Source organism: Aeromonas crassostreae, from assembly GCF_054052445.1.
In genome coordinates this window covers 51,527-70,509 of the sequence record NZ_JBSTYM010000002.1, presented here as the reverse complement: position 1 = coordinate 70,509, position 18,983 = coordinate 51,527, and the positions used below count along the sequence as shown (strand labels likewise).

The 18,983-nt window shown below is 62.8% G+C and carries 16 protein-coding genes; 9 read left to right on the top strand and 7 right to left on the bottom strand.

The genetic code is table 11. The features are described 5' to 3' along the window. Window positions 1-46: 46 nt before the first annotated feature. From aceF to ampD, 4 genes are all read right to left on the bottom strand, one after another. Window positions 47-1,978 carry a pyruvate dehydrogenase complex dihydrolipoyllysine-residue acetyltransferase gene (gene aceF / locus ACW5W4_RS01935; protein ID WP_456688213.1) on the bottom strand — a complete coding sequence of 644 codons (1,932 nt, stop codon included), beginning with the start codon at window positions 1,976-1,978 and terminating at the stop codon, window positions 47-49. A gap of 161 nt (window positions 1,979-2,139) precedes the next feature. After that, window positions 2,140-4,800 (bottom strand): pyruvate dehydrogenase (acetyl-transferring), homodimeric type, encoded by a 2,661-nt coding sequence (gene aceE, locus ACW5W4_RS01930; protein WP_456688212.1) that lies wholly within the window; start codon window positions 4,798-4,800, stop codon window positions 2,140-2,142. Between the two features lie 67 nt (window positions 4,801-4,867). After that, window positions 4,868-5,632 carry a pyruvate dehydrogenase complex transcriptional repressor PdhR gene (gene pdhR, locus ACW5W4_RS01925; RefSeq protein ID WP_042001733.1) on the bottom strand — a complete coding sequence of 255 codons (765 nt, stop codon included), beginning with the start codon at window positions 5,630-5,632 and terminating at the stop codon, window positions 4,868-4,870. Between the two features lie 276 nt (window positions 5,633-5,908). Further along, entirely contained in the window at window positions 5,909-6,481 is a 573-nt protein-coding gene (gene ampD, locus ACW5W4_RS01920) for a 1,6-anhydro-N-acetylmuramyl-L-alanine amidase AmpD (protein ID WP_456688211.1), read from the bottom strand. A 99-nt stretch (window positions 6,482-6,580) separates the two neighbouring features. On the opposite strand from ampD, the gene ACW5W4_RS01915 reads away from it, so the two are divergent. The 9 genes from ACW5W4_RS01915 (at window position 6,581) to yacG (ending at window position 14,545) form a co-directional block, all read left to right on the top strand. Next, the gene (locus ACW5W4_RS01915; RefSeq protein ID WP_456688210.1) at window positions 6,581-7,057 is read left to right on the top strand and encodes a retropepsin-like aspartic protease family protein; all 477 of its coding nucleotides are present in this window, start codon (window positions 6,581-6,583) and stop codon (window positions 7,055-7,057) included. A gap of 4 nt (window positions 7,058-7,061) precedes the next feature. Next, complete coding sequence (gene nadC / locus ACW5W4_RS01910) at window positions 7,062-7,931, top strand: carboxylating nicotinate-nucleotide diphosphorylase (RefSeq protein WP_456688209.1); 870 nt, start codon at window positions 7,062-7,064, stop codon at window positions 7,929-7,931. Between the two features lie 546 nt (window positions 7,932-8,477). Next, a complete protein-coding gene (locus ACW5W4_RS01905) occupies window positions 8,478-8,909 on the top strand; it encodes a pilin (RefSeq protein ID WP_456688208.1) in 432 nt (143 codons plus the stop codon). 3 nt (window positions 8,910-8,912) lie between these two features. After that, window positions 8,913-10,616, top strand: coding sequence for a PilB family type IVa pilus assembly ATPase TapB (tapB, locus tag ACW5W4_RS01900; protein WP_456688207.1), 1,704 nt, complete (start codon window positions 8,913-8,915; stop codon window positions 10,614-10,616). 46 nt (window positions 10,617-10,662) lie between these two features. Beyond that, a complete protein-coding gene (locus tag ACW5W4_RS01895; RefSeq protein ID WP_456688206.1) occupies window positions 10,663-11,904 on the top strand; it encodes a type II secretion system F family protein in 1,242 nt (413 codons plus the stop codon). 80 nt (window positions 11,905-11,984) lie between these two features. Continuing rightward, window positions 11,985-12,848: a prepilin peptidase gene (locus ACW5W4_RS01890; protein ID WP_456688205.1), complete on the top strand. Its 864-nt coding sequence runs from the start codon at window positions 11,985-11,987 to the stop codon at window positions 12,846-12,848. Between the two features lie 66 nt (window positions 12,849-12,914). After that, the gene (gene coaE / locus ACW5W4_RS01885; RefSeq protein WP_456688204.1) at window positions 12,915-13,529 is read left to right on the top strand and encodes a dephospho-CoA kinase; all 615 of its coding nucleotides are present in this window, start codon (window positions 12,915-12,917) and stop codon (window positions 13,527-13,529) included. Window positions 13,530-13,566: 37 nt separating this feature from the next. Continuing rightward, entirely contained in the window at window positions 13,567-14,289 is a 723-nt protein-coding gene (zapD, locus tag ACW5W4_RS01880) for a cell division protein ZapD (RefSeq protein ID WP_408793886.1), read from the top strand. A 61-nt stretch (window positions 14,290-14,350) separates the two neighbouring features. Then, on the top strand, window positions 14,351-14,545 hold the full coding sequence (gene yacG, locus ACW5W4_RS01875; RefSeq protein WP_042001707.1) for a DNA gyrase inhibitor YacG: 195 nt from the start codon (window positions 14,351-14,353) through the stop codon (window positions 14,543-14,545). A 42-nt stretch (window positions 14,546-14,587) separates the two neighbouring features. On the opposite strand, the gene mutT is transcribed toward yacG, so the two are convergent. From mutT to secA, 3 genes are all read right to left on the bottom strand, one after another. After that, on the bottom strand, window positions 14,588-14,995 hold the full coding sequence (gene mutT, locus ACW5W4_RS01870; protein WP_456688203.1) for an 8-oxo-dGTP diphosphatase MutT: 408 nt from the start codon (window positions 14,993-14,995) through the stop codon (window positions 14,588-14,590). 8 nt (window positions 14,996-15,003) lie between these two features. Further along, a complete protein-coding gene (locus ACW5W4_RS01865) occupies window positions 15,004-16,188 on the bottom strand; it encodes a tetratricopeptide repeat protein (protein WP_456688202.1) in 1,185 nt (394 codons plus the stop codon). A gap of 74 nt (window positions 16,189-16,262) precedes the next feature. After that, window positions 16,263-18,983 (bottom strand): preprotein translocase subunit SecA, encoded by a 2,721-nt coding sequence (secA, locus tag ACW5W4_RS01860; RefSeq protein WP_456688201.1) that lies wholly within the window; start codon window positions 18,981-18,983, stop codon window positions 16,263-16,265.

Here is an 18,983-nt window from a genome sequence, read left to right as displayed (position 1 = left end):
CCGTCACCGCCATCAATGGCGACACACTGGTCATGGTTCAACGTCATTACAGCACCAGTCGACGGATGTCGGACAGCACGCCACTCAGGGTGGTGACGAAGCGGGCACCGTCGGCACCGTCGATGACGCGGTGGTCATAGCTCAGGGCCAGCGGCAGCATCAGGCGCGGCACGAACTCCTTGCCGTTCCACTTCGGCTTCATCTCGGACTTGGAGACGCCCAGGATGGCCACTTCCGGCGCGTTGACGATCGGGGTAAAGCTGGTACCGCCGATGCCCCCTAAGCTGGAGATGGTGAAGCAACCGCCCTGCATGTCGGCAGCGGTCAGCTTGCCGGCACGGGCCTTCTTGGAGATCTCCGCCAGATCGCGGGACAGCTCGAAGATGCCCTTCTTGTTGACGTCGCGCACCACAGGCACCACCAGGCCACCCGGGGTGTCTACCGCCACACCGATGTGGATGTACTTCTTCATGATAAGCTTGCTGCCATCTTCGGACAGGGCGCTGCAGAAGCGCGGGTGCGCTTCCAGGGCCTTGGCGGCCGCCTTCAGGATGAACACCAGCGGGGTGATCTTCACGTCCAGCTTCTGCTTCTCGGCCAGCACGTTCTGCTCTTTGCGGAACGCTTCCAGATCCGTGGTATCCGCTTCGTCGAACTGGGTGACGTGGGGGATCATGGCCCAGTTGCGGTGCAGGGCAGGACCGGAGATCTTCTGGATACGGGTCAGTTCCAGCTCTTCGACCGGGCCGAACTTGCTGAAATCAACCTTGGGCCAGGCCACGACGCTCATGCCGTTGCCAGAGCCTTGGCCTGCAGCCGGAGCGGACTCGGCACGCTTGACCGCATCCTTTACGTAAGCCTGCACGTCTTCTTTGACGATGCGACCCTTGCGACCGGAGGCTTTCACCTTGGCCAGGTTGACGCCGAACTCACGGGCCAGACGGCGAACCGCCGGGGAGGCGTGAACATAGGCATCGTTGGCCACGAAATCGGAAGCGGCAGCAGCCTGGGCAACCGGCGCAGCGGCAGCAGCAGCCGGAGCGGCGGCAACAGGCGCAGCGGCAGGCGCCGGAGCAGCCACGGCAGCCGGCGCAGCACCAGCCACTTCGAATACCATGATAAGCGACCCGGTGGAGACCTTGTCACCCGCCTTCACCTTGATCTCTTTCACCACACCGGCGAACGGCGCAGGGACTTCCATGGAGGCCTTGTCGCCTTCCACGGCGATCAGGGACTGGTCGGCGTCGACCTTGTCACCCACGGCCACCATGATCTCGGTGACTTCCACTTCGTCACCGCCGATGTCAGGTACGTTGACCTCTTTGGCGGCGGCAACGGCAGGTGCGGCAGCGACGGGAGCGGCGGCCTGAACCGGCACGGCGGCAGCGGCCGGGGCGGCGCCCGCCACTTCGAACACCATCACCAGGGAACCGGTGGAGACCTTGGCACCGGCGGCAACCTTGATCTCGACCACGCGGCCCGCGAACGGCGCCGGCACTTCCATGGAGGCCTTGTCACCTTCCACGGCGATGATGGACTGGTCCGCTTCAACCATGTCGCCCACGGCAACCATGATCTCGGTCACTTCCACTTCGTCGTCACCGATGTCGGGGACGTGCACGTCTTTGGCAGCGGCGGCAGCAGGGGCAGCCGGCGCGGCGGCCACGGAGGCGGCAGCCTGAGCCGGAGCGGCGGCAGCCTGAGCCGGAGCGGCGGCAGCCTGAGCCGGAGCGGCGGCAGCCGCACCCTCGGCTTCGAAGACCATGATCTGGGAACCGGTGGCAACCTTGTCGCCCACCTTGATCAGGATCTCTTTGACGATGCCCGCGGCCGGAGCCGGGACTTCCATGGAGGCCTTGTCACCTTCCACGGCGATCAGGGACTGGTCGAGCTCGACCTTGTCACCCACGGCCACCATGATCTCGGTGACTTCAACCTCATCGGCACCGATATCCGGCACCATAATCTGTTTGGACATTGTGCTTTATCCTCTTACGCGGATGTCACGTTGACGTTGGAAAAGCGCGCTGCCACTGCCATAGCCCTGGCAGGAGAGCGGCTTCATCCTCTTATACGTTGGTCACACCAAGCAGGGTGAGGCCCTGCCCGGCACATGGCCGGACAGGGCGCTCAATCCTCTTAGGCGTACAGCGGGTTGACCTTGTCGGCATCGATGCCGTACTTGGCGATGGCATCGGCCACCACCTGCTTGTCAATCTCGCCGCGCTTGGCCAGTTCGGTCAGGGCTGCAACGACCACGTAGAACTCGTTCACCTCGAAGTGACGACGCAGGTTGGCACGGCTGTCGGAGCGGCCGTAACCGTCGGTACCCAGCACGCGGTAGTTCTCGGTCGGTACGAAGGCGCGAACCTGATCGGCGAAGGACTTCATGTAGTCGGTCGCGGCGATGGTGGCGTCGGAGCCCAGCACCTGAGCGATGTAGGGTACACGGGCATCGCTGGTCGGGTGCAGCATGTTCCAGCGATCCGCGTCCTGACCGTCACGAGCCAGCTCGTTGAAGGAGGTGACGCTGAACACGTCGGAACCCACGCCGTATTCGCTCGCCAGGATCTGGGCGGCGGTGCGCACGTGACCCAGGATGGAGCCACAACCCAGCAGCTGTACCTTGGCCTTGTTGCCGGCCACGGATTCCAGCTTGTAGATACCCTTGCGGATGCCTTCCTCGGCGCCTTCCGGCATGGCCGGCATGGCGTAGTTCTCGTTCAGAGTGGTGATGTAGTAGAAGACGTTCTCCGGCTTCTCGCCGTACATGCGGCGCAGGCCGTCCTGTACGATCACCGCCACTTCATAGGCGTAGGACGGGTCGTAGGAGACGCAGTTCGGGATGGTGTTGGCCAGGATGTGGCTGTGACCATCTTCGTGCTGCAGACCTTCGCCGTTGAGGGTGGTACGACCGGAGGTCGCGCCCAGCAGGAAGCCACGGGCTTGCTGGTCACCGGCTGCCCACGCCATGTCGCCGATCCGCTGGAAGCCGAACATGGAGTAGTAGATGTAGAACGGGATCATCGGGCAGTCGTTGGTGCTGTAAGAGGTGGCAGCCGCCAGCCAGGAGGACATGGCGCCCAGCTCATTGATGCCGTCTTGCAGAACCTGACCCTGCTTGTCTTCCTTGTAGTAGGAGACGATGTCGCGGTCTTGCGGGGTGTACTGCTGACCGTGCGGGCTGTAGATACCGATCTGGCGGAACAGGCCTTCCATACCGAAGGTACGGGCTTCGTCAGCCAGGATCGGCACTATGCGCTTGCCGATGGACTTGTCTTTGAGCATCACGTTCAGGGAACGCACGAACGCCATGGTGGTGGAGATCTCGCGCGCCTGCTCACCCAGCAGCGGGCCGAAGGCATCCAGCGCCGGGATGTCCAGCTTGGTGGTGCTCTCACGCAGACGGGTCGGCACATAACCTTTCAGGGCGGTGCGACGGTCGTGCAGGTACTTGTGCTCGGCGGAGCCTTCCTCGATCTTCAGGTAGGGCAGATCGGCCAGCTGCTCGTCGGTCACCGGCAGGTTGAAACGGTCGCGCAGGTAACGAACGGAACCCAGATCCATCTTCTTGACCTGGTGAGCGATGTTCTTGCCTTCGGCCGCCTCACCCATGCCATAACCTTTGATGGTCTTGGCCAGGATCACGGTCGGCTTGCCCTTGGTCTGTGCGGCCTTGGAGAAGGCGGCAAACAGTTTGCGAGGATCGTGACCACCGCGGTTCAGGGCGAAGATCTCCTCGTCGGACATATCCTTGACCAGGGCGGCGGTTTCCGGGTAACGGTTGAAGAAGTGCTCGCGCACGTAGGCGCCATCGCGGGACTTCATGGTCTGGTAGTCACCGTCCACGGTCTCGTTCATCAGCTGGATCAGCTTGCCGGAGGTATCTTTCTTCAGCAGCTCATCCCACTTGCGACCCCAGATGACCTTGGTGACATCCCAGCCGGCGCCGGCGAACAGGCCTTCCAGCTCGTTGATGACCTTGCCGTTGCCGACCACAGGGCCGTCCAGACGCTGCAGGTTGCAGTTGACCACGAACACCAGGTTGTCGAGCTTTTCACGCACGGCAACGGTCAGGGCGCCCTTGGCTTCCGGCTCGTCCATCTCGCCATCGCCCAGGAAGGCGTAGACGGTCTGCTCGGCACAATCCTTGATACCACGGTCGGTCAGGTACTTCAGGAAGCGCGCCTGATAGATGGCGGCGATGGGACCCAGACCCATGGAAACGGTCGGGAACTGCCAGAATTCCGGCATCAGTTTCGGGTGCGGATAGGAGGGGATACCCTTGCCGTCCACTTCCTGACGGAAGTTGTCCAGCTGCTCTTCGGTCAGACGACCCTCGACGAAGGCACGGGCGTAGATGCCCGGGGAGATGTGACCCTGGAAGTAGACCAGGTCGCCACCGTCCTTCTCGTTGCGAGCACGGAAGAAGTGGTTGTAGCAGACTTCGTAGATGGTCGCGGAAGAGGCGAAGGAAGACATGTGACCGCCCAGGTCCAGGTCTTTCTTGGAGGCGCGCAACACTATCATCACGGCATTCCAGCGGATGATGGCGCGAATGCGACGCTCCATCTCCAGGTCGCCCGGGTAGGCCGGTTCGTCACTGGCGGGGATGGTGTTGATGTAGTCGCGATTCGCTTTCTCAGCCACTTCCACACCGCTGACGCGGGCTTTCTCGGCCAGTTGTTCAAGGATGAACTGAGCGCGTTGCGGACCCTCTTCACGCAGCAAGGATTCCAGAGAGGCAAGCCACTCCAGCGTTTCTATCGGGTCCACATCGTTCTTCAGGATATCAGACATGGCTGGTTCCTATTGTTATTGCACGGGATGTAAGTTGCGCAAAATTCGACAATAAAGCCTTGTGGGATTAGTTTTCCTGCTGACGGATCCGACGCATGGATCGCTGGATCCGGCTGTCTTCCCTCTGCATATCCAACAAGGTGTCCTCGATAAAGGCCAGGTGCTCATGACAAGCAGTCCTGGCCCGCTCCGGAGCCCCCGACAGGATAGCCTCGATCAGCGACGCACGATGGCGACGGATCTTGGCGACCACTCCCGGACGGCGATTCAAAATCTCGTTATTTCGCAAAATGTTCTGCTCGAGCATGGGGCCCATGGCCCGCAGCAGGTGCAGCAGCACCACGTTGTGAGAGGCCTCGGCCACCGCCAGATAGAACTGGGTGACGGCGCTCGACTCACTCGCAAGGGACCCTTGCTGACCCGCCGCCTCGATCGCCGCCTGGGCGGCGCGGATGCGCTCGAAGTCCGCCTCCGTGCCTCGCAGCGCCGCATAGTAGGCACAGATGCCTTCGAGCGCGTGGCGAAACTCCAGCAGGTCATACTGGGCTTCCGGGTGGGTGCTGAGCAGCTCGAACAGGGGATCGGCGATCCCCTGGCTCAAACCATTTTGCACATAGGTGCCACCGCCCTGACGACGATACAACAACCCGCGAGCCTCCAGACGCTGGATAGCCTCGCGCAGGGAGGGGCGTGACACCTGAAACTGGATGGCGAGTTCCCGCTCGGGCGGCAACTTCTGGCCAGGCTGCAGGCTGCCTTCCAGGATCATGTGTTCCAGCTCGGCGACGATGGCGTCGGCCAATTTGGGTTGAGTAATTCGACGATAGGGCATGGGGCAGCTTTGTTAAATTGGTATTACCAATTTTATGAATGGGGCGAAAATTAGCAGAGGGGATGGGAAATGTCCACCCAAAATCTGATCTGTATCAAGAAAGTAAACCACCCATTTATGGGTAAAGAGAGGAAAACATGATCTCACTCATAGAAAATGGTCTGACCAATATTCTTGCGCCAGATCACAAACAACATTCCGGCAACAGCCAACAAAAATGGCTTGTCGCACCGACAAGCCATTGATCTTAAAAACACAAAATCGATTTTAACCGTATCAAATTTTGTTGATGCCCTGGCGGTATCGCCGCCAGTCAAAACTCGCGCCCGGATCCGTCTTGCGTCCCGGCGCAATGTCGCAATGCCCCACCACCCGATCGGCCAGCACGGCGGGGAAGCGAGCCTGAATGGCACTGGTTAGGTGGGTCAGCACCTCATACTGGGCATCGCTGTAGGGCAGCTCGTCCGTCCCCTCCAGCTCGATGCCGATGGCGTAGTCGTTGCAGGCCTCTCGCCCCTCCCAGCAAGAGACGCCAGCGTGCCAGGCTCGCGCAGTGAACGGCACATACTGCACCAGCTCACCGTCCCGCCGGATCAGGCAGTGGGCCGAGACCCGCAGCTGATGGATGTCGGCAAAGTAAGGGTGGGCGCTCGGATCCAGTCGGCCGAGAAACAGATCGTCGATGAAGGGGCCGCCAAACTGGCCGGGGGGCAGGCTGATGCCATGGACCACCAGCAGGGAGATGTCTTCCGGGCTGGCCCGTTCGTTGTGATGGGGGGATGGCACCTTGCGGGCCTGCTCGCACCAACCCTCTGAATCAATGGAAAATAGTGTGTTAGGCTGGGTCATGGTCTCTCTTGCTCATGGTATTGATGTGCCCGTTACCGTCCCTCGAAGCGGCTCAGCCGGCCCCAGACTCCCGACGCCCCGGATAGAGGGGAACACCTAATGGCCGCCCCCGCGCTGGCCCGCTGGTTCTGGCTGCTGGCCTGGCTCTCCCTGATGGGGCTGCTGACCCTCTATTTTCATGACAAGTCGCAACCCGGAGTGACCGCCAGCGGCGAACTGCGGCTGCCGATGGATGCCAGCGGCCATTATCGTCTGGAGGGTGCCATCAACGGCCAACCGGTGCAACTGCTGCTGGACACGGGGGCCACTCGCGTCACCATCCCGGCGGATGTAGCGACGCGACTGGGGATCCAGGCCCTGGGCCAGAGCCGGGTCAATACCGCCGCCGGCGCCATCCTGGTCGGCAATGGCCGGATAGAAACCCTGGCGATGGGTCCGCTGACCTTGTACGATCTGGCCGTCTACATCAACCCAGCCGCCACCGGCGATGAGATCCTGGTCGGGATGAATGCCCTCGGCCGGCTGGAGCTGACCCAGAGAGACAGGCAGTTGCTTCTCCGACCCTTGCAGGAATAAAGGCATGTTACAACAGGACATCAGTCGCGCCGTGCGCGCCGCGTTACTCGAAGATTTGGGGGGCGCGCTGACCGCCCAGAACCAGCCGGATGCCAGCGCCGACATCACGGCCCAACTGATCCCGGCGGATCGCCAGGCCAGCGCCCGCGTCATCACCCGGGAAGCCGGGGTTTTCTGCGGCAAGGCCTGGGTGGATGAGGTGTTCGCCCAGCTCGGTGGCGAGGTGAAGGTGGAGTGGAAGGTGCAAGATGGAGACCCGCTCTCCCCCGATCAGGAGCTGTTCCGCCTCCATGGCCCGGCCCGTGTGCTGCTGACCGGCGAGCGCAATGCCCTCAATTTCGTGCAGACCCTCAGCGGCGTCGCCACCCTCACCGCCCGCTATGTGGCAGAGCTGGCCGGCACCCACTGCCGCCTGCTCGACACCCGCAAGACCCTGCCCGGCCTGCGGGATGCCCAGAAATACGCGGTCACCTGCGGCGGCGGCAAGAACCACCGTATCGGCCTGTATGACGCCTACCTCATCAAGGAGAATCATATCCTGGCCTGTGGCGGCATTGTGCAAGCGGTCGGCGAGGCCCGCCGCCTCAACCCGGGCAAACCGGTCGAGGTCGAAGTCGAATCCCTGGCCGAGCTGGCTCAGGCTCTCGATGCGGGCGCCGACATCATCATGCTGGACAACTTCGATGTGCCCATGATGGGCGAGGCGGTGGCCTTGAATGCCGGTCGCGGCGAGCGCCGGGCCAGGCTGGAGGTCTCCGGCAATGTGACCCTGGCCACCCTGGCCGAGTTCGCCGCCACCGGGGTGGACTACATCTCGGTCGGCGCCCTGACCAAGCATGTCCGGGCGCTGGATCTCTCCATGCGCTTTATCTGAGCCCTCTCCCGGCCTGACGCGGCCTCACCCGACACGCCATATCGCCGGGATGAGGCCCGCACACCCAGGCCCCCTCTCCTCCCATCAGCCGGCAACCCTGCCACGGCCATCACTTCTCTTTTCCCGTCAGCCGGCAGCCGTGCCCCCGACCATCACTCCTCTTTTCCCGTCAGCCGGCAGCCGTGCCCCCGGCCATCACCCCTCTTTTCCCATCAGCCACTCGCCTCGCCCCCGCGCATAGCGTCATCTCCTCCTCGCCCCCTCTCTCCCCCGATGACGGGCGACTTGCAAAAGATGCCATTGGGGCCTTTTCTTTAGGCAAGGCCCACCCATGGTAAAAGGAGCGACCTGGCTAGCCGACAGGATGAAAGGGAACCAAAGGAGACTGCTAACCTCCTGATTTATATCCGTTTGCATCACTATGTTGAGACTCGTCAACTAAACTGAATTGCGTTGTTGCCAAGTGCGATGGCTCGGCTAAGCTGCCAACAGCGGTGAGGTCACCGCCAACGTTATCAGGACCCATTTGAAATAAGGATATTGAAGATGAGAAAGCAAACCGGCTTTACCCTGATCGAACTGATGATAGTCGTGGCCATCGTCGCCATTCTCGCCGCCATCGCCCTGCCGGCGTATCAGAGCTATACCAAGCGCGCCAAATTCTCCGAGGTGATCGCTGCGGTCGGGCCAGCAAAAACGGCCGTTGAGGTGTGCGTACAAGGCTACACGGACACCGGTACTATTACTGATGATTGTTCAGCTGCAGGTAATGCGGCTATCAGTGGAGCGTCAGCAGTTACCGCCAATTTTGCAAGTGCGAGCGTTTCAACTGATGGCACAGAAATAACAATAACAGCGCAAGCAACAACAGCCCTGGATGGCTCAACTTACTCGTTGATTACCTCCGGCGGAGTAGCTTCAGGTCAGCAAGTATTATGGGCAATATCTGGATCTTGTAAAACAGATGGCAAATGCTAATCGATGACCTCTAGCCCCCATAGCGGCCTGGCCCTGAGCCTGGCCGCTTCCTCCCTGATCAGTGAGTCCGACTCACACCACTACCTGAGCCAGGCCCGCGCCCAGCGCAAGTCCCTGGTCACCTATCTTATCGAGAACCAGATCCTCGCCAGCAAGGCGCTGGCCGAGTTCTGCGAGCTGGAGTATGGGGTACCTCTGCTGGACCTTGCCGCCTTCGATCTGGCCGAGATCCCGCAGAAATACCTCAATCAGAAGCTGATCGAGAAGCACCATGTGCTGCCCATCTACACCCAGGGCCACACCCTCTACATCGCCATGTCCGACCCCACCAATGTGGCGGCGCTGGAGGATTTTGGCTTCAGCTTCGGCCTGCACACCGAGGCCCTGCTGGTCGAAGAGGACAAGCTGAGCCAGGCCATCGCCAAGCTGCTGGAGAGCGAGCACGATGCCCTGGGCATGGATGACATCGACGAGGCCGAGATCTCGGCCCTCGAGGTGGCCGACGAGACCAGTCGCCTCGACGAGAACGTCAATACCGACGACGACGCCCCCATCGTCAAATACATCAACAAGATACTGATGGATGCCATCCGACGGGGTGCATCGGATCTGCACTTCGAGCCCTATGAGTTCAAGTACCGCATCCGCTTTCGCATCGACGGCATCTTGCACGAGGCCGCCACCCCGCCGGTCACGCTGGCCAATCGCTTCGCCGCCCGCCTCAAGGTGATGGCCAGACTCGATATCGCCGAGCGGCGCCTGCCCCAGGATGGCCGCATCAAGCTCAAGCTGTCGCGCAACCGATCCATGGACATGCGGGTCAACACCCTGCCCACCATGTGGGGCGAGAAGGTGGTCATCCGCCTGCTGGACTCCTCGGCGGCGCGCCTCAACATCGATCAGCTCGGCTTCGATGAGGCCCAGAAGCAGCAATACCTGACCGCCCTTGGCAAGCCCCAGGGCATGATACTGGTGACCGGCCCCACGGGGTCGGGCAAGACGGTCTCTCTCTATACCGGTCTCAACATCCTCAACACCCTGGAGGTCAACATCTCCACCGCGGAGGATCCGGTGGAGATCAACCTGCCCGGCGTCAATCAGGTGCAGGTCAACCCCAAGGCGGGGCTCACCTTCGCCAGCGCCCTGCGCTCCTTCCTGCGCCAGGATCCGGACATCGTCATGGTGGGGGAGATCCGGGATCTGGAGACCGCCGAGATCGCCATCAAGGCGGCCCAGACCGGCCACCTGGTGCTCTCCACCCTGCACACCAACTCGGCGGCCGAGACCCTGACCCGGATGATGAACATGGGAGTGCCCGCATTCAATATCGCCTCCTCGGTGACCCTCATCATGGCCCAGCGTCTCGCCCGCAAGCTGTGCGATCACTGCAAGGAGCCCGAGGTCATCCCCGAGGCCGAGCTGTTCACCCTGGGGTTCAGCGTCCAGCAGGTCGCCGCCGGGATCCGCCTGTTCAAGCCCAAGGGCTGCAAGGAGTGTACCGGGGGATACAAGGGGCGAGTCGGCATCTATGAAATCCTGCTGATGTCGGAAAACATTGCCAGACTCATCATGCAGGGGGCGAACTCGTTGCAGATCGCCGCCATCGCCCAGGAGGAGGGGATGCGCCCCCTGCGGGTATCGGGCCTGGAGAAGGCCCGCCTCGGCGTCACCAGCCTGAGCGAGATCAACCGGATCACCACCAACTGACCCATCACGCCGCCACGCTGGCGGCCCTCATTGCAAGGATGCAAGGATGGCTACCCTATCGAAGAAGCGCAATGTCCCCGCCAAGGTGCATACCTTCCGCTGGAAAGGGGTCAATCGCAAAGGCAAGGAGATCTCGGGAGAGCTCCAGGCCGAGCACGTCAGCATGGTCAAGGCCGAACTGCGCAAGCAGGGGGTCAACGTCTCGCGGATCAGCAAGAAGAGCAGCGGCCTCTTCTCCAAGGGCGGGGCCAGGATCAAACCCATGGACATCGCCGTGGTGAGCCGCCAGCTCGCCACCATGCTGAGCGCCGGCGTCCCCCTGGTGCAGAGCCTGCAGATCATCGCCCGCAGTCACGAGAAAGTCGCGATGCGCGACCTGATGGGCCAGATAGCCAGCGACGTCGAGACCGGCACCCCCATGTCGGAGGCCCTGCGCCAGCACCCCAGGCACTTCGACGATCTCTATTGCGATCTGGTGGAGGCGGGGGAGCATTCCGGGGCGCTCGAAACCATCTATGACCGCATCGCCACCTACCGGGAGAAGGCCGAGGCGCTCAAGTCGAAGATCAAGAAGGCCATGTTCTATCCCGCCATGGTGATCCTGGTGGCCATCATCGTCACCTCCATCCTGCTGCTGTTCGTCATCCCCCAGTTCGAGGAGATCTTCAAGAGTTTCGGTGCCGAACTGCCCATCTTCACCCAGTTCGTCATCGCCATCTCCCGTTTCATGCAGGATTGGTGGTATGTCATCTTCGGGGGCATCGCCCTCGCCGTCTTCCTCTATGTCCGAGCCTGGCGCAGCTATCAGAAGGTGCGCGACAACACCGACAAGTTCATCCTCACCATACCCGTGGTCGGCATGATACTGCACAAGGCCGCCATGGCCCGCTTCGCCCGCACCCTCTCCACCACCTTCAGCGCCGGTATTCCCCTGGTCGATGCCCTGGTGTCGGCGGCGGGGGCCTCGGGCAACCATGTCTATCGCACCGCCATCCTGGCCATTCGCAACGAGGTGATGGCCGGCATGCAGATCAACGTCGCCATGCGCACCGTGGATCTCTTCCCCGACATGGTGGTCCAGATGGTGATGATAGGGGAGGAGTCCGGCGCCATCGACGACATGCTCTCCAAGGTGGCCACCATCTTCGAGCAGGAGGTGGACGACCTGGTGGACGGCCTCACCAGCCTGCTCGAACCCATCATCATGGTGGTGCTGGGGGTACTGGTCGGTGGCATGGTGGTGGCCATGTACCTGCCCATCTTCAAGCTGGGCTCCGTCATACACTGACCCAGACCGACGGGGTCCCCTCGTCGGTCGGGTTGCCATGATATACTCGGTCCTCCCTGACTAGAGACTCGATATAACCCATGACTGAACTGGCGATCGCCCTGCCCTGGCTCTACCTCACTCTGATATTCCTGTTTGCCCTGACCATAGGCAGCTTCCTCAATGTGGTGATCCACCGCCTGCCCATCATGCTGGAGCGAGACTGGCAGGCAGAGTACCAGGGCTATTTCGAACCGGAAAAAGTGCCAACCCCCCAGGCCCCCTACAACCTGATGGTGCCCCGCTCCTGCTGCCCTCACTGCGGCCACGCCATCGGCGCCCTGGAAAATATCCCGCTGCTGAGCTGGCTCTGGCTCAGGGGGCGTTGCCGCGACTGCGCCGCCCCCATCTCGGCGCGCTATCCCCTGGTGGAGCTGCTGACCGCCCTGCTCTCCGTGGTGGTGGCCAGCCGCCTGCCCGCCGAGCCCGTGCTGCTGGCCTACCTGTTGCTGACCTGGGTCCTCATCGCCCTGACCTTCATCGATCTGGACAAGATGCTGCTGCCTGACTCCCTCACCCTGCCCCTGCTGTGGGCCGGTCTGCTGGTCAATCTGCTCTGGCAACGAGTGCCCCTGGCCGATGCGGTGATCGGCGCCATGGCTGGCTACCTGGTGCTATGGAGCCTCTATTGGGCCTTCAAGCTGCTGACCGGCAAGGAGGGAATGGGTTACGGGGACTTCAAGCTGCTAGCCGCCCTGGGGGCCTGGCTCGGCTGGCAAGCCTTGCCGCTCATCCTGCTGCTCTCCTCCCTGATCGGCGCCCTGGTCGGGCTCGGCCTCATCGCCCTGCGCCGCCAGCAGCACGGCAACCCCATCCCCTTCGGCCCCTATCTCGCCCTCGCCGGCTGGGTGGCGATGCTCTGGGGCAACGAGATCGGCGCCTGGTATCTGCGCATGGTGCTCTGACCCTTTCCTGGGGCACAATGGCAGGCAAACCAGCATCATGACCACTTCGACAGGACGCGCCAACCCATGTATGTAGTCGCCATCACAGGCGGGATAGGCAGTGGCAAGACCACGGTCGCCAACCAATTTGCCGAGCTGGGCATAACGATCATCGATGCCGATGTGATCGCCCGCGAGGTGGTGGAGCCCGGCATGCCGGCCCTGGCGGCCATCCGCCAGCACTTCGGGGCGAGTGTGCTCGACGAGGAGGGGCGCCTGGACAGGCGCAGGCTGCGCGAACGGGTCTTCAGCGACCCCGACGCCAAGGGCTGGCTCAATGCCCTGCTCCATCCCCTCATTCGCCAGGAGATGCAGCGCCAGTGCGCGGCGGCACGCTCCCCCTACTGCCTGCTGGTGGTGCCCCTGCTGGTCGAGAACCGCCTCACCGCCATGGCCGATCGGGTGCTGGTGGTCGACGTGGATGAAGAGACCCAGATCACCCGCACCTGCCGGCGCGACGGGGTCAGTCGCGAGCAGGCCAAGGCCATCGTCGCCGCCCAGGCGAGTCGAATGGCACGCCTGGCCGCCGCCGACGACATCATAGAGAACCGGGATGGCGCCCCCGAGGCGCTGCGGGCGCGAATTTTGGCCCTGCACCAGACATATCTGGCATTTGCCTCTCAACAAGCCAGGCAAGTGTGAGTACACTAGGCCGGTTTATGGCTGGCCAGGATTAGGCATGATTTACGATTTCCCTCTCAACGAAAAAAGCCGGACCTATCTACGTCTGGAAGCGCTGTTCAACCAGATCCACGACAATCTGACCAGCGAACATCCCTGGTCTCATATCGCCTTCTTCAAGGGGTTGTTCGATCTGCAGGAACTGCTCGAGCGGGGAGACCTGCGCTCGGATCTCATCAAGGATCTCGAGCGGTTGAGCCAGCGGCTCGGCCACTGGGCGGAGCTGCCCGGTGTCGATCTGGAGCAGATCCGGCAGATGCAGCAGGAGAGCAGCCAGCTCTCACGCCAGCTGCTGGGGGCGGCGCGCCCCGGCTCCCGCCTGAAGGAGGACAAGCTGCTCAGCTCCATTCGCCAGCGCTTCTCCATCCCGGGCGGCTTGTGTGCCTTCGATGTCCCCCAGCTGCACCACTGGCTGACCACGCCGCCCTCCCTGCGCCACCAGCAGATGGAGCAATGGCTGTGCGACATCCAGCTGCTGATGAACGCCATCGGCCTCCTGCTGCGGCTGTGGCGCGAGGCGGCCAGCTTCAGCGATCGGGTCGCCAGCAACGGTTTCTTCCAGGACACGGCCGAGAATGCAGAGCTGATCCGCATCCGCCTGCCCCACGCCATGGGGTGCTACCCCACCCTGAGCGGCCACAAGAATCGCTTCGCCCTGCGCTTCCTGCCGACCCAGGATCAGCCCATAGGCGATGTGCCCTTCCAGCTCGCCTGCTGCTAAACCGCAGGCGGGAGCCCGGCTCCCGCCTGCCCTCCTTCATCTTTTGCCCGCCGAGGAGCCCATGGTCACCAAGGTCAACTGCCCAACCTGTCAAACCCAAGTGGAATGGGGGCCCCAGAGCCCGTTTCGTCCCTTCTGCAGCAAGCGCTGCCAGCTGATCGATCTCGGTGAGTGGGCCGATGAAGAGAAGCGGATCCCGGGGGAGATCAACCCGGATCTGCTGCCGGATCCGGATGCCGGAGAGGAGTGGCGCTAAGCGCTGCCGACCACAAAAAAGGGCCCATGGCCCTTTTTTGTTTCACCCTCTCGCCGCGCCCTGCAGCCGCGCGACTATGGGGCCGTTGGCATCGGGGAACTGGTACTGGGCCAGTTCGGCCAGCGGTACCCAGCGGCACTCCTGACCCTCCTTGCCAAACGGTTCGCCGCGAAAGCGGGTCACCTTCCAGATATCCAGCAGCACCTGCTTCTCCGGGTAGTCGTGATGGAGCTCCATGAAGGGGGCGCAGTCCTCGACCCGGATGCCGATCTCCTCCCACAGCTCCCTGTCCAGGGCCGCCAGCAGATCCTCTCCCGCCTCGACCTTGCCCCCCGGGAACTCCCAGCGATCACCCTGATGGCGATCCGAAGAGCGCCTGGCGATGAAGATGTCACCCCGTTCGTTCTCGATGACGCCGACCGCCACCCATATCCGCTTCTTCTGTTCCATCTCAATCCTCAACCTAAGCACGACAACCTGGCGATCCAGGGGGCCAGGCGCCGGGCCTGGCGCTCCCTCTGCGCCGTGAACATATCCTGACCCACATGCTCGCTCCCTTCCGGGGCGGGCAGTGGCCATGGCTGGGTCCCCGGGGGGCTGAAGCAGCGATCCTGGATCAGGCTGCTCTGGCGCAGATAGCGCCACAGACAGTCCCGCAGGAACCACTGGTCGATATTGGGCGTCTCCATGACGCCGGGGCGATAGGCCTCGAGCAGGGGCGCCAAGGGCGGCAATACCCCGGCCACCCCGCCCCACATGCCCGCCAGCACCAGATCGGTGTGGCTCCACCAGTCACGCATGATATGAAACCAGCGCCCCGATGCAAGCCAGCCATCGACGGCGACCCGCTCGCGCACGCTCGGCACCGAGTCCACGTCCCGCACCAGGAAGCGGCCAACCCCGGGATCATTGGCCACCTGAAAACGCCAGCACAGACGCTGGCGCAGGGACTGGCCATCGGGCTGCACCCGGATCTCGGCGCCCTGCTCCTGCAGGCAACTCAGCAGCTCCGCCGGCACGCTCTCATCGACGTAGAAGCGCAGCCGCCAGCCGGGGTAGAGGTAGGGGGCGGCCAACACGTTGTCGAGCGCCCCCCGCAAGTAACGGGCCTGCCTGCCCCACAGGGAGAAGGCGATGACCAAGGGCTTGTCGCCCTGCCCGGCCAGCCAGGCGTCCGGCCCCTCTGTCGGCAGCGCCCACCCTGCGACGGGCTGCGAGACGGCCTCATCCTTGAGTGTCAGGGCACGGGTCCCCGCTTGCGCCGCCTCTTCATGGCGTCCGAGCTTGGCAAGGGAGGTGCAAAGCCCGTCATGGACCAGATAATCATCCGGTTCACGCGCCGCCAGTTCGGTCAGGTGCGCCACCGCCCTCTCATGCTGGCCCGAGCGCGACAGGCAGACACAGAAATTGCGCAGCACCTCGTCGTTGTCGGGGGCGGCCTGATGGGCCAGGGCCAGCACCTGGGCGGCCGAGGTCGGATCCCCGGACAGGAAGAGGTAATAGGCAAACTGCAGTTGCAGGGGAACCGGTTTGAGCGGCTCCTCGTTCAGCCGTGCCAATACCCGCTGGATCGCCTCCTGGCGATGGCCCCGCAGCCAGTCGGCCTGCGCCTCCCCGTCCCATCCCGTCGGCAGCTTGCTCATCCTCAGCCCTCCTCCTTGATGACCCTCAAATGAATGCACCGCCCGGAGGCGGTGCATTCATCAGCATAACGCAGTCAGGTCAACTGACCGTGACAGTGCTTGTATTTTTTACCCGAACCACAGGGGCAGGGGTCGTTGCGACCTATCTTCTGCTCGTCGCGCACGAAGGTGGTCCTGGCATCCCCCTCCTCGGCCCCTTCCTCCGCCAGCGGATCCCCGGCGCTGGCATGGGTGTAGGTGCGGGGAGCGGCTTCGGCCTGCTGGCGCTGCTGCTCTTCCAGGGCTTCCACGTCGCGCTCCTGCACCTGGACCCGGCTCAGGATGCTGACCACGTCGCGCTTGAGGGTTTCCAGCATCTGGGTGAACAAGTCGAAGGACTCGCGCTTGTACTCCTGCTTGGGGTTCTTCTGGGCGTAGCCGCGCAGATGGATGCCCTGACGCAGGTGATCCATGGCCGCCAGATGCTCCTTCCACAGGCCATCCAGGGTCTGCAGCATCACCGCCTTCTCGAAGTTGCGCAGCACCTCGAAACCGACCAGCTCTTCCTTGCGGGCGTAGAGCTTGGCCGCCTCTTCCAGGATGCGCTCGCGCAGCTTCTCTTCATACAGCTTGTCATCCGCCGCCAGCCACTGCTGGATGGGCAGGACCAGGCCAAAGTCAGAGGCCAGGCGGGTCTCCAGGCCCGGCACGTCCCACATCTCTTCCAGGGACTGGGGCGGGATATATTCGTCGATGACGGCGCCATAGACGTCGTCGCGGATGATGCGGATGGTCTCGGAGATGTCGTTGGTCTCCAGCAGTTCGTTGCGCTGCTCGTAGACCACCTTGCGCTGATCGTTGGCCACGTCATCGAATTCCAGCAGATTCTTGCGGATGTCGAAGTTGCGACCCTCCACCTTGCGCTGGGCGTTCTCGATAGCCTTGGTCACCCAGGGGTGCTCGATGGCCTCGCCCTCTTCCATGCCCAGCTTCTTCATCATGCCGGTGACGCGGTCGGAGGCGAAGATCCGCATCAGCTGATCTTCCATGGAGAGGTAGAAACGGGAGGAACCCGGGTCACCCTGACGGCCGGAGCGGCCGCGCAGCTGGTTGTCGATCCGGCGCGATTCGTGACGCTCGGTGCCTATGATGTGTAGGCCACCGGCCTCGAGCACGGCGTCATGACGCAGCTTCCAGGCGGCCTTGATCTCGTTGATCTGTGCCTCGCTCGGAGACTCCAGCGCGGCTATCTCCGCCTGCCAGTTGCCCCCCAGCACGATATCGGTACCCCGACCGGCCATGTTGGTGGCGATGGTGACGGCGCCGGTCTGGCCCGCCTGGGCGACGATCTCCGCCTCCATGGCGTGGAACTTGGCGTTCAGCACCTTGTGGGGGATCTTCTCCCTGGTCAGGATGCCGGACAGCAGCTCCGAGTTCTCGATGGAGACTGTGCCTACCAGCACCGGCTGGCCGCGCTCGACGCAACCACGGATGTCTTCGACGATGGCGGCATACTTTTCTTGCGCCGTCAGATAGACCAGATCGCCCATGTCCTTGCGCACCATGGGACGGTTGGTCGGAATGACGACGGTATCCAGGCCATAGATCTGCTGGAATTCGAAGGCTTCGGTATCCGCCGTCCCCGTCATGCCCGCCAGCTTGTCGTACAGACGGAAGTAGTTCTGGAAGGTGATGGAGGCCAGGGTTTGGTTCTCGTTCTGGATCTTGACCCCTTCCTTCGCCTCGACCGCCTGGTGCAGGCCGTCTGACCAGCGACGACCCGGCATGGTACGGCCGGTATGCTCGTCGACGATGACGATCTCGTCCTTCTGGACGATGTAGTCGACGTTGCGCTCGAACAGGGTGTGGGCCCGCAGACCGGCGTTGACGTGGTGCAGCAGGCTGATGTTGGTGGCGGAGAACAGGGAGTCCTCTTCCGCCAGCAGCCCTTCCTTCTTGAGCAGCTCTTCCACGAAGATCTGGCCGTTCTCGGTCAGCAGCGCCTGGCGGTTCTTCTCGTCCACCGTGTAGTGGCCGTCGCCGGTGTACTCTTCCGAATCTTCCTTGTCCTGCTTGACCAGCAGCGGGATCAGCTTGTTGATCTGGATATACATGGCGGAGCTGTCTTCCGCCGGGCCGGAGATGATGAGCGGGGTGCGCGCCTCATCGATGAGCACGGAATCCACCTCATCCACCAGGGCGTAGTTGAGCGGGCGCTGCACCCGCTGCTCGGGCGAGAACGCCATGTTGTCGCGCAGGTAGTCGAAACCGAATTCGTTGTTGGTACCGTAGGTGATGTCGGCGGCATAGGCGTCGCGCTTCTGGGACGCATCCATGCCGGGCACGTTGCAGTCCACGGTCAGGCCGAGGAAGGTGAACAGGGGGCGGTTCGCCTCCGCATCACGCTTGGCCAGATAGTCGTTCACCGTCACCACGTGCACGCCGCGACCGGTCAGGGCATTCAGGTAGGCCGGCAGGGTCGCGGTGAGGGTCTTGCCTTCACCCGTCTTCATCTCGGCGATGCGGTTGGAGTTGAGCACCATGCCACCGATCAGCTGGACATCGAAGTGACGCATGCCGAACACCCGGCGAGACGCCTCGCGCACCGTGGCGAAGGCTTCCGGCAACAGCTGCTCCAGGGTCTCACCCTGCTCCAGGCGCTGACGGTATTCGGCCGTCTTGGCCTGCAGCTCGGCATCGGACAGCGCCTCGAACTGAGGCTCCATCGCATTGATCTGTTTTACAATTTTGCGCAAAGCCTTGAGCGTTCTGTCGTTCCGGCTGCCGATAATCTTGGTAAGCAGTGTGCTAATCAT